Consider the following 10,600-nt stretch of genomic DNA (forward strand, 5'->3'; position numbering starts at 1 on the left):
CGGCACAGCTTCAGCAAACCTAGGAAATTTTCCCAAGTGAAAATTATCAAAAGAGACAACAGCCAAACGTCATTTGAAGAAAATGAATATTCTTTTTCACAGTATTTTCACGTTTTATTTTTTAGGGTCTGTGGGAGTCGTTTTTCCAGACCGCGAATAAATTGTTTTAAAAATAACGTTTCAGTCAATTTATAAAGCTTCGGTTTCGCATCCTTGGCAAAGCATTTTTGAACCAAAGGTAATCCATCAAATAATCGTCGTAGATTCACGGAAGACCTTAATCAAATACGGAGAAATCATGCTTCAACGTCGATTGAGCACCGCTATATCCACCGTTCTTCTTTTCACTTCCACCAGCCTCGCAGCGGATCAGATATTGCTCGATGATGGCAGTATTCTTAAAGGTTCTATTAAACAGATTTCTGAAGGCAAAGTGGTTATGGATACTGCTTTTGCCGATGAAGTTACCGTTGATTTCAATCGAGTGACACAAATCAGTACAGATCAGAAGCATCTTATTGAACTTGATAGTAGTGATCGGGTTCTGGGCCAGCTGACTGTTAATGATAAGGGGCAACACCAGTTAACTGGTACAGCATTTGGTACAGTGGATATCGATCCAAAACGGATTAATACGCTGTGGGAAAAAGATGCTGTGCAACCCCAGAATGCTCAACTGGAACAGCAATATCAGCAGGAAATTGAGCAAATCAAAACAGCTCAGGCACAGGAAAAAGCCGCATTGGAAGAAACGTATACAGCCGAAGTGCAACAGCTCCGAGCGGAACGCGAAGCACTACTGGATCCATGGAGCGGTAATCTGGCATTTGGTATTCAGGGAGCCAGTGGTAATACTGATCGAATGTCCGTCACCGGTCGGGGTGAGCTTTTCCGAGAAACTGTGAATGAACGTTTAGGCATGTACCTGGAAGTCAATTATGCCAAGGAAGATGACGAACAAACCGAGAACGAGAAACTGGCGGGTATCAAATTAGAACGTGATATCAGTGAAAACTATTTTGCCCGTGGCAGCGCCGATTTTGAGATTGATGATTTTGAAGAACTGGATTTACGGGCAATAGCCACCGCCAGTCTGGGTCGATTTTTTATTCAGGAACCGGATTTAGTCTTTAAAGGCTTTGCCGGTGTCGGTTATCGATTTGAAAGTTACTCTGATGGCACCACTGAAAAAGATCCAACGGGCGTTTTAGGTTATGAAACCAATTACAACCTCAATAGCCGAATGAATCTGTTTCACGATTTAACTTACTACCCTTCGTTTAGCAGCCCCGGACAAAATTATCTGCTGGTCACTAATTTTGGCGCTGAATTGCCAATTACCAACGATGAAGCCTGGAAGCTACGCGCCAGCCTGAGAAGTCAGTACAACAGTCAACCAGCCGGCGATGCTGAAACGACTGATACCAATTATCGGCTGAATCTGGTTTACGATTGGGAGTAAACAGACCCTAGGGATTATCCTGTAGCAGATAATCGACAAACTCCGGCCGTTTCTGTTGAGCGGCCGGGTGTTGTCGCCAGACAAGTTGGATGGACTTTCTTAAAGCATTATCTTCAATCGGAATGGCGCATAAACTTCCATGCCTTACCTCATCGGCAACGGCAGAGGCAAATACCAGTGAGATACCCAGCCCCGCCCGAACTGCCTGTTTCACAGCCTCTGTGCTTCCTAGTTGCATTGTGACTTTGGGCATCTGCTGAAAATCCTGTAAATACGTTTTCAGCAATCGACCTGTTCCACTCCCCGATTCACCGCCTATCAAATCCAGTCCGGCTAAAATTGATTTACTTATTGATGGCAGCTTTGCCAGCGGATGATCCGTGGGTGTAATCAACACCAAAGGTTCTATTTTCCAGGTTTGCGATTCAAACCCGGCTTTAGATGACCACCATTCCATCAGGGCAATATCGATTTCAGCGTTTTCCAGTTTGTCAGCAACTGTAGGATTGTTATCAATCAGTAAGTCCAGCTTGTCTTCCTCCTGTGATTGATGGCGAAGGAAATCATGTAAATAAGGCTGCAATAGATAAATACCGATATTGGAACTGGCGCCCACTTTAAGCTTGGGTGACTTAATTGCCAGTAACGCTCTGTCCTGTAGACGTAACATGCTCTCAGCATAAGGCAACAACCTTAACGCATGTTCTGTCGGCTGGCAGCCACTACGTCCTCGCTGAATCAGTGACACCTTCAGCATTTCTTCCAGCTTTTGAATATGCTGTGTGATGGTAGGTTGAGCCAAACCCAATTGACTGGCCGCCGCCTGAAAACTGTGCTGCTCGATCACGGTTATCAGGCTTTTCAGCCAGATCAGGTTGAGCATGACATTTCCTTTTTGTCAGATAACTGATTTGCTGGATCAAGTGGCTGTTCACCTCGTAATACGCTGAGAATGTTTTCAGCGGCACGTTGTTCAATGGCCAGTCGTACCTTGCTTACAGCTGAACCGATATGTGAGGTGAATAGTGTTTTGGGATGCGTCAACAGCTCCTGATCGATTTCACCTGGTCGATCCGCTCTTGCCCAATCCTCCATTTCAAATACGTCACTGGCATACCCAGCCAGATGGCCCTTACTCAGCATGCGTAAAACGGCAGCTTCATCGACAACTGAACCGCGACAAGGATTAACCAAAAACGCACCGGACTGCATCTGCTTTAAACGCGGTTCATTCACTAAATGCTGCGTTTGCGCGTTTAAAGGCAAGGCCATAATCACAATATCTGCCTGTGCAAGCGCTTCATCCAGTGACACAAACTCCAGGTTTAATGCCGCCTGTTTTTTAGCAGACAAAGGCTGCTGATCGGTATAAATTAATTTTGCATCCCAGCCAGATAGCCTTTGAGCAATCGCCTGACCAATCGCTCCCATGCCGATAATGGCAATGGTAGAGCCTTCAACGCCAAGCCCATAAAATTGTGGTCGCCAGCCTTTAAAATAACCGCTTCGCACATGTTCATCGGACGCCCGAATATGGCGGATCAGCCCGACCATCAGACCAATGGTCAATTCAGCCGTGGGAACGGTCAGTAAATCCGGCACAAAGGTCAGCCAGACATTGTTCGCCGTGCAGGCTTCCACATCAAAATTGTCGTAACCTTTTAATGCAGCACCGATTACTTTCAATTTCGGGCAGGCCTTTAGGAAATCAGCATCAACCCGATCCGGCATAAACACCATTAACGCATCCGCATCCGCTGCCAGCTGAATGGTGTCATGCCGTGAAAGACTGCAAGTTGTCTGATTGGTTATCACATCACAATGCGGTGCGAGCATTTCCAGCACTTCATCATGTACTTTATGGGTAATCACCAGTTTTGGTTTCATTGTCATCCTTTACTTGAATTTTTTGCGTAACACGCCGCTTAATGCGTCAACCAGCGTAACCATCAACAGAATCACCAGCAGAATCGCAAATACTTCCTGATACTGCATAATGCGTAGCGACCCCATCAGCTCAAAACCGATGCCGCCGGCTCCGACCATGCCCATGACCGTGGAAGCACGGAAGTTATATTCCCAGCGATAAATGGCCACATCGGCAAACTGAGGCATTACTTGTGGCAGAATGGCGTGATATAACACCTGCATTGGCGAAGCGCCGGCTGCTCGGGCTGCTTCAACGGGCGCTTCATCCACATGTTCTATCGCTTCAGCAAAGAACTTGCCCACCATACCGATGGAATGCAGTGCCAAAGCCAGGACACCGGGTAATGCCCCAAATCCCACAGCGGCAACAAAAATAATCCCCATGATTAGTTCTGGGACCGACCGCAACGCATTTAATACCACCCGGGCCAGTTGAAACACCACACCATGTGGTGAGGTATTTCGTGCAGCCAGAAACGCCATCGGGACTGAAAACATCACCGCGATTGCTGTGCCGGCAATACTCATCGCCAGGGTATCCAATAAGGGTGAAAACCAGTCACGAAGATGGGTAAAGTCGGGTGGAAATGATTCACTGGCCAATGTGCCAATAGCGGGCAAACCATTCGCCAGTAATTCAAAATTAAGGACATCAACATACCAGGCTGCCAGCAGAATGATGGCCAATAAGGCCATCACTTGCAGAGTTTGTTTTTTCCAGCGCTGGCTGTAACGTTTCAGTGCCTCTGATTGTTCAAGGACATGGGTAGTCATAAATCAACCTTACATCTTGGAAAAATCAAGATTCAGTAATTTGCCCATATCACGAATCACGTCATAGTCTGCATCGGTAATCGGTGCAAAACCCTCGGCTTTAAAGTTCTTCAACACTTCTTCATCATCCAGACTGATAAAGGCGTCTTTGATTTGTACTTTCAGTTCATCATTCAGGTTTGAACGCATGGCCCAAGGGTATTGAGGAAACGGCTTACTGTAACCCAGCACTTTTACCTTCGCCGGATCAATCAGTTCGCGTTCTACGACATACTTGAAAATCACTTCAGACAAGCCACCGGCATCGGCATTTCCATTGGCCACATTCACTGCAACGGCATCATGGCTTCCCACAAAATGCTGTTCATAATCAGTTTCTGCTTCGATCCCACCTTCTTCCAACAGCACCGTTTTAGGGATGAGATGGCTGGAGGTAGAAGCCCGGTCACCGTAGGCCATTTTTTTACCTTTGATATCCGCATATGAATCCACACCGGAATCGACGTTGGCAATCAGAATAGAACGATAAGTCGGCACCCCATCTATCACCATGGCAGCAAACGGTTCAATCTCACTTTTCGATTTCGCCATCACATAAGAAAGTGGTCCAAAATAGGCTAAATCAATACGGCCAAATCGCATCGCCTCAATCATCGAGGAATAATCGGTGGTGACAATCAACTCTACTTTTTTATTCAGCGTGGATTCGAGATAGTCTTTTAACGGTTGATTCCGCTTGATGAGCTCTGACGCATTTTCATCGGGAAGTAAGGCAACTTTTAACGTATCCGGATCTGGGTCAGCATCAGCCGCCATGCTTGGGGCAACGGCAGTGACCAATAAGGATGTCGCTAACAGTAATTGTTTAAACAGTTTCATCAGGCAATCTCCAGTTGTGTTGCAGTTTTAGTAGGTAAACGTTCAGGGGAGGATTTGGGTTGGCTATCTTGGGTGGACTTATTTTTTTCAGCAGGTTGCTGGTAAATCAACGCCAGTTGTTTGTCATCAAGCTGTTCAGGGGCAGCATCAAACACCACTTGTGCATTGGCCAGACCAATAATGCGATCGGCAAAACGTTTGGCGTATTCAAGCTGATGCAAAGACACAATGCTGGTGATACCGTCTTCAGCACAGATTTTTTTCAGCTGAGACAGGACTTTTTCGGAAGTAGCAGGATCCAGACTGGCAACGGGTTCATCCGCCAGAATGATGGTGGGCTGCTGAGCCAAGGCTCTAGCAATACCGACTCGTTGCTGCTGCCCCCCAGATAACTGATCAACACGCGTCATGGCTTTATCCGCCAACCCGACCCTATCCAGACAATGTAATGCCAGCTCCAAATCGCTTTTAGGCATCGGCATAAGGCTACGCCAGAATGAGTGATAACCCAGCCGACCCATCAGCACATTTTGTAAAGCGGTGTGACGCAGGATCAATTGATGGTGCTGAAAAACCATAGCGGTTTTACGGCGATGTCGGCGCAGGGTACGTTGATTGTTCAATACCCCGAATTCGGCTGAAATCACTTTACCTGAAGTCGGTTTGACTAGATGATTCAGTGCCCTTAATAACGACGATTTTCCGGCTCCTGATAATCCAAGCAGTACATTGAATTTGCCAGCTTGAAAGTCGATTGAAGTTGTTCGTAATGCTTCAATACCACCTGGATAGGTAATACCAAGATTATCAATTGAGAGAATCGATTGAGATGTCTTGGTTGCAGTCATATCATCACCTTTCGCAATATTTAGCACCGCAGTATTGCGGTTCACAATCGAATGCTAAGGTTTGTATATGACCGATAAATGAAGGTTAAATGACGATTTAATGACAGAAGGTGTGGTAAAAGACATAAAAAAACCGCCGTACTGCAACATACGGCGGTTTAGCAAAATCATTTTCAATACAATTTAATCAAGATAACTGCAGCAATAATCGACTAATTCGGTGATTTCGATATCAAATGATGAATTAGCCGGTACATTGAATGACTGACCGTAGGTAATCGGTGTCCACTCGGTGTCGCCATCGAGACGGTAGCGCAGCTGGCCGGCGAGAATTTCCATTAACTCGGCTTTCTCGGTGCCAAATTTATATTCACCCGGCATCATAATGCCAAGCGTTTTATAGCTGCCATCCTCAAAGGTGACTTTGCGGCTGGTGACTTTGCCATCGAAATAGATATTGGCTTCACGGGTTACCGTGACATTTTCAAATGTAGACATAGGATTCTCTAATGATAAAAATGTGGAGAAATATACGCCGGAGTTATCAAGGTGTCATCCAGTCTTTCATCTCTTTAAAGCCTTTTGGCACTTCATAGACGTAAAGCGTATCGGTTTTGGTTTCTGACCAGGTAGCACCATTACGATCTACGTAATGAATGGTGTCACCCTCTTTTTTGATTGCATAATGTACATAGGGACTGCTTGATTTAGGGTCGGTAAACACAAAACCATGCTGCATTTTTAACGGTACGTCCCTATCAACTCCTTTCTGAAAGGTGCCCAATGCCTGGGTAACCCGCCACCAATAGTAATCGTAGCGTGTGGCATTATCTTTATATTCCATGGCTCGGATATGCTTTGCGCCCTGCATATCAGCTTCTTCATGCCAATAGCTATCCAATTCCTGTGCACTTATCTGCGGTGGACGCACAAAGTTATAAAGTCCATTTTTGAAACTGAAGCTTTGTTTCTGCCAGTCCACTTCGGTGGTAATGGTTTTATTGGTTTTTTTGCTGCCCTCTGCAGGTATCATCGTCAACTGATCATCAGCTGATAATTCAACCTGATAGGTATTCTGTGGATCAGCTTCACCGGCTGGTGATAAAAATGCGATGCCATTATCAAAGGTTAAAACCCCACGTCCTGAGGTATCCACCCAATGTCCTTCAAGGCTTTGCTTATGGTTTTGACTGATCGTAGCAGCAGATTGTGTAGACGTATCTGCCTGAACACCTGCCATCATTGGCATGATCAACACCAGCAGCGCTGATGGGATCAAAATCACTGATTTTTTCATTTCTCTACTAACGTCCTTTTTAGTGATGGTAAAACGTTTATTTTGTATTGAGCTGTTCCAGTTCTTCTACACGTTTTTCCAGAGCTTCCAGCTTTTCACGGGTACGTAGCAACACCTGCGACTGCACTTCAAACTCTTCTCTGGTCACTAAATCCAGCTTGTTAAACGTAGAGCTCATTGCAGCACGAATATTCTTTTCAGCGTCTTCACGCATCTGCAGTAAGCCTGGTGGCAAGGCACGGGTAATAGTGTCGGCGATTTCATCGAATTTTTTCGGATCTATCATGAGGCTTCCTTTAAGTTTGGTTACTCAAGCTTATTCTACTGTAAAGCAGAATAGACTGACATTTTGGTGACAGTTTTGACTAATAAAAATCTGCTCTTGAAAGCGTAAAGCGCAAAAATAATCTGAGTTTATAACGGTAATCCTAAAAAAAAATAACACTATTTATTACAGAACTATTACAAATGACTTGAATATTCACTTGGTTATGCAATATCCTCAGATACTGGTTTATATTAGTGGCGCTAGGACGGTATCTAAATTGCTTCTTACAGACGACTCAGCTTCCCAAAAAAGCAGTCTTAACTTTGACTCACTGTGGCACCTTTATACCAACTGGTTTGAAGAACCCAACGTACGTCGAGGTGGCTGGAGTGGCGTTATAAAACAACCTATTCAGGTTGATTCGGGAGCCGTCGAGGTTTTTATCAAACGCCAGGAAAATCACTCCAGTAAAACGCTATTACATCCTTTTAAAGGTCAAGCTACCTTCTACAAGGAATACCGCAATATCAGGCGTTTAACCAAAAAAAATATCCCCACCCTGAATGCGCTGTTCTTTGGGCAGCGTGGCATGAAAGCCATCCTGGTGACCAAGGCACTTACTGATTATCAACCGCTGGATATCGCTTCACTGAAACTGGATCGTCCGCAAAAACGTGCATTACTCACTGAAGTTGCCAAAAACCTGAGATTAATGCATCAGCATCACTACCAGCACAACTGTCTGTATCCAAAACATATCTTTGTTAAATATGTGAATGGTGCATGGCGAGTCCGGTTTATTGATCTGGAAAAGCTCAAATGGCAACTTTTTAAAAAAAATGCCATTCATCGCGATTTGATTACGCTTTATCGCCACTCTGGTGGTAACTGGTCCGAAAAAGATCGTCTGTTTTTTTTCCGCGCTTATCAGCAGGAAGCAAAACTTTCAAACCGTTCCAAAAAATTATGGCGAAAGTTACAAATGAAAAATGCCACAAAAAGTAAAATGATTTTTACTGAATTGTCAGCGACATAACTAAAAAATCATTTTCCTCTCAACAGAGAACCTAATATTCCACGCACTAAGCGTCGACCAATCTGGCTTCCAATCGAGCGCATCGCGCTTTTGGCAAAGGCTTCAAATATTGATTGACGATTACTCGCACGCGATGGTTTCACCGTTACCTTCATTGCTTCATTCTTTTCTGCCAAAGCTGCCTGCTGCATTTTTTCAGCGCGTTCAGCTAGCACTTCATGGGCAGACTCACGATCCAAAATCTTGTCATACACTCCGGCTAGCAGAGAGCTTCGCAATAACTGCTGACGTTGCTGAGGCGTAATGGGTCCAATCTGACTTTGAGGAGGCTTGATCATGGTGCGTTGCACAATCTGCGGACGCCCCTTTTCATCCAGCATTGATACCAGCGCCTCTCCAACGCCCAAATCAGTAATCACTTCCGTGGTGGAAAACGCCGGATTATCACGAAAGGTTTCTGCCGCTGCTTTCACTGCTTTTTGATCTTTGGCAGTATAGGCACGCAGTGCATGTTGAATACGATTACCCAGCTGACCTAATACACTATCGGGAATATCAGTCGGATTCTGCGTCACAAAATAGACGCCAACACCTTTGGATCGAATTAATCGCACCACCTGTTCAATCTTGTCCAGCAGTGCTTTGGGTGCATCATCAAATATCAGATGCGCTTCATCAAAAAATAACACCAATTTGGGTTTTTCCGGATCACCGATTTCCGGCAACTGATCAAACAATTCGGCCAGCAGCCATAATAAAAAGGTGCTGTATAACTGCGGTGACTGCATCAATTTATCGGCTGTCAGCAAATTAATAACGCCTTTGCCATGCACATCGGTTTGCAGCAAATCATCGAGATTTAATACCGGTTCCGCAAACAGCTTGTCCGCCCCCTGCTCTTCCAATACCAGTAACCGGCGTTGAATTGCCCCCACACTGGCCGCAGAAATATTGCCATATAACGTCCTGAATTCGCCTGCATTTTCAGCGACGAACTGCAGCATGGCACGTAAATCCTTCAGATCCAGCACCAGCCAGCCATTATCATCCGCTACCCGGAATATCAGTGTTAACACACCTTGCTGCGTATCGTTGAGATTCATCAACCGGGATAACAGTAATGGGCCCATATCGGAAATGGTGGTACGAACAGGATGCCCCTGTTCACCGAACACATCCCAAAAGGTGGTTGGAAATCCCGAAAACTGAAAGTCCTCCAGCTGCATTAAGGTGACACGTTCACTGATTTTAGGATGCGGTTTACCAGGCTGACTAATACCAGATAAATCGCCTTTAATATCCGCAGCAAACACGGGTACACCAATATTACTGAAAGCTTCAGCAAGTCCCTGAAGGGTCACGGTCTTCCCGGTGCCAGTAGCTCCAGCCACCAGACCGTGACGGTTGGCCATTTGGGGTAACAAAAAAACCGGTAGCTCAGCCTGTCCTACAAACATGGGTTGTGCCATATGCTCTCCTTAATCTGTGCCAATTCGGTCTCGAAATCCTGATGGGATATTAAACACTTTAAATGTCTCGTATATCAGCTTATCGGTTTGCGGACTATTCTGATGCAAGCTATGCTGTAGTCAGTCACAGCAGACTTTCTGCCACATCGTAACGTTAAATAATAAGCTTTTTAGTAAAGATTTCATTAGGGATTTGTCATGACATCAATCGAAATATGGGCCATCGGCATTGTTGCAGCAGTAATTACAGGTATTTTGGGGTTTCTGTTGGGTCGGCGGCAACCCGTTGGCAGCCCGGAACAGATGAAACAACTGACCCAGGCGCATGAACGTCAATTAGCGCAGACGCAAGCCGAACTGGATGCCTATCGAGAAGAAGTGCATGCCTATCACGAAAAAACAGCCAATCTGTTTGTATCAATTGCAGCACCTTACAAAGAAATGTTTGATCATCTGACTGAAGGTTATGACAAGCTTGGTAATTTCACCGAACGCAAAGTATTACCCGATCGTGCCGGTGCATTACTGGATGGTCCGGATGCCAATAAACATATCCCACCCGAGCTGACAGAAGATTTAAAACCTAACCCCGATTACAGCAAGGTAAACCCGACGGCTGTACAAAAGGATTATTAACA

12 protein-coding genes are annotated in these 10,600 nt (G+C 45.3%); 3 read left to right on the top strand and 9 right to left on the bottom strand.

The window, feature by feature from the left end; translation table 11 throughout:
* Positions 1–298 precede the first annotated feature (298 nt).
* A complete protein-coding gene (locus B4F66_RS10985; protein ID WP_292353996.1) occupies positions 299–1,462 on the top strand; it encodes a DUF481 domain-containing protein in 1,164 nt (387 codons plus the stop codon).
* Between the two features lie 7 nt (positions 1,463–1,469).
* Here B4F66_RS10985 and B4F66_RS10990 read toward each other — a convergent pair whose 3' ends face one another.
* From B4F66_RS10990 to ubiK, 8 genes are all read right to left on the bottom strand, one after another.
* A complete protein-coding gene (locus B4F66_RS10990) occupies positions 1,470–2,345 on the bottom strand; it encodes a LysR family transcriptional regulator (RefSeq protein ID WP_292353994.1) in 876 nt (291 codons plus the stop codon).
* Positions 2,333–3,349: a phosphonate dehydrogenase gene (locus B4F66_RS10995; RefSeq protein ID WP_292353993.1), complete on the bottom strand. Its 1,017-nt coding sequence runs from the start codon at positions 3,347–3,349 to the stop codon at positions 2,333–2,335. The genes B4F66_RS10990 and B4F66_RS10995 overlap by 13 nt, the downstream gene beginning before the upstream one ends.
* A 9-nt stretch (positions 3,350–3,358) precedes the next feature.
* A complete protein-coding gene (phnE, locus tag B4F66_RS11000; protein ID WP_292353991.1) occupies positions 3,359–4,165 on the bottom strand; it encodes a phosphonate ABC transporter, permease protein PhnE in 807 nt (268 codons plus the stop codon).
* Between the two features lie 9 nt (positions 4,166–4,174).
* Positions 4,175–5,044, bottom strand: coding sequence for a phosphate/phosphite/phosphonate ABC transporter substrate-binding protein (gene phnD, locus B4F66_RS11005; RefSeq protein ID WP_292353989.1), 870 nt, complete (start codon positions 5,042–5,044; stop codon positions 4,175–4,177).
* On the bottom strand, positions 5,044–5,892 hold the full coding sequence (gene phnC / locus B4F66_RS11010; protein ID WP_292353987.1) for a phosphonate ABC transporter ATP-binding protein: 849 nt from the start codon (positions 5,890–5,892) through the stop codon (positions 5,044–5,046). Before phnC ends, phnD begins: the two co-directional genes overlap by 1 nt.
* A gap of 183 nt (positions 5,893–6,075) precedes the next feature.
* Positions 6,076–6,390: a pyrimidine/purine nucleoside phosphorylase gene (gene ppnP, locus B4F66_RS11015; RefSeq protein WP_136552894.1), complete on the bottom strand. Its 315-nt coding sequence runs from the start codon at positions 6,388–6,390 to the stop codon at positions 6,076–6,078.
* 46 nt (positions 6,391–6,436) lie between these two features.
* On the bottom strand, positions 6,437–7,189 hold the full coding sequence (locus B4F66_RS11020) for a hypothetical protein (RefSeq protein ID WP_292353983.1): 753 nt from the start codon (positions 7,187–7,189) through the stop codon (positions 6,437–6,439).
* A gap of 37 nt (positions 7,190–7,226) precedes the next feature.
* Positions 7,227–7,475, bottom strand: a complete 249-nt coding sequence (gene ubiK / locus B4F66_RS11025; protein WP_292353981.1) for a ubiquinone biosynthesis accessory factor UbiK — start codon at positions 7,473–7,475, stop codon at positions 7,227–7,229.
* Between the two features lie 259 nt (positions 7,476–7,734).
* On the opposite strand from ubiK, the gene B4F66_RS11030 reads away from it, so the two are divergent.
* A complete protein-coding gene (locus B4F66_RS11030) occupies positions 7,735–8,493 on the top strand; it encodes a lipopolysaccharide kinase InaA family protein (protein ID WP_292353978.1) in 759 nt (252 codons plus the stop codon).
* A gap of 8 nt (positions 8,494–8,501) precedes the next feature.
* Here B4F66_RS11030 and B4F66_RS11035 read toward each other — a convergent pair whose 3' ends face one another.
* Positions 8,502–9,962 (bottom strand): helicase HerA-like C-terminal domain-containing protein, encoded by a 1,461-nt coding sequence (locus tag B4F66_RS11035; protein ID WP_292353976.1) that lies wholly within the window; start codon positions 9,960–9,962, stop codon positions 8,502–8,504.
* Between the two features lie 198 nt (positions 9,963–10,160).
* Here B4F66_RS11035 and B4F66_RS11040 point away from each other — a divergent pair, with 198 nt between their 5' ends.
* Positions 10,161–10,598 (top strand): Z-ring associated ZapG family protein, encoded by a 438-nt coding sequence (locus B4F66_RS11040; RefSeq protein ID WP_292353974.1) that lies wholly within the window; start codon positions 10,161–10,163, stop codon positions 10,596–10,598.
* The last annotated feature ends 2 nt before the right edge of the window (positions 10,599–10,600 follow it).

This window comes from Methylophaga sp. UBA3603, from assembly GCF_002375335.1.
In the GTDB taxonomy this organism is placed as follows: Bacteria; Pseudomonadota; Gammaproteobacteria; order Nitrosococcales; family Methylophagaceae; genus Methylophaga.

What these genes read in the sequence shown, in the direction of transcription:
- B4F66_RS11035 (WP_292353976.1), bottom strand. Translation starts at nt 9,962, where the DNA reads ATGGCACAACCCATGTTTGTAGGACAGGCTGAGCTACCGGTTTTTTTG.
- phnE (WP_292353991.1), bottom strand. Translation starts at nt 4,165, where the DNA reads ATGACTACCCATGTCCTTGAACAATCAGAGGCACTGAAACGTTACAGC.
- B4F66_RS10990 (WP_292353994.1), bottom strand. Translation starts at nt 2,345, where the DNA reads ATGCTCAACCTGATCTGGCTGAAAAGCCTGATAACCGTGATCGAGCAG.
- B4F66_RS10985 (WP_292353996.1), top strand. Translation starts at nt 299, where the DNA reads ATGCTTCAACGTCGATTGAGCACCGCTATATCCACCGTTCTTCTTTTC.
- B4F66_RS11020 (WP_292353983.1), bottom strand. Translation starts at nt 7,189, where the DNA reads ATGAAAAAATCAGTGATTTTGATCCCATCAGCGCTGCTGGTGTTGATC.
- ubiK (WP_292353981.1), bottom strand. Translation starts at nt 7,475, where the DNA reads ATGATAGATCCGAAAAAATTCGATGAAATCGCCGACACTATTACCCGT.
- phnC (WP_292353987.1), bottom strand. Translation starts at nt 5,892, where the DNA reads ATGACTGCAACCAAGACATCTCAATCGATTCTCTCAATTGATAATCTT.
- B4F66_RS10995 (WP_292353993.1), bottom strand. Translation starts at nt 3,349, where the DNA reads ATGAAACCAAAACTGGTGATTACCCATAAAGTACATGATGAAGTGCTG.
- B4F66_RS11040 (WP_292353974.1), top strand. Translation starts at nt 10,161, where the DNA reads ATGACATCAATCGAAATATGGGCCATCGGCATTGTTGCAGCAGTAATT.
- ppnP (WP_136552894.1), bottom strand. Translation starts at nt 6,390, where the DNA reads ATGTCTACATTTGAAAATGTCACGGTAACCCGTGAAGCCAATATCTAT.
- phnD (WP_292353989.1), bottom strand. Translation starts at nt 5,044, where the DNA reads ATGAAACTGTTTAAACAATTACTGTTAGCGACATCCTTATTGGTCACT.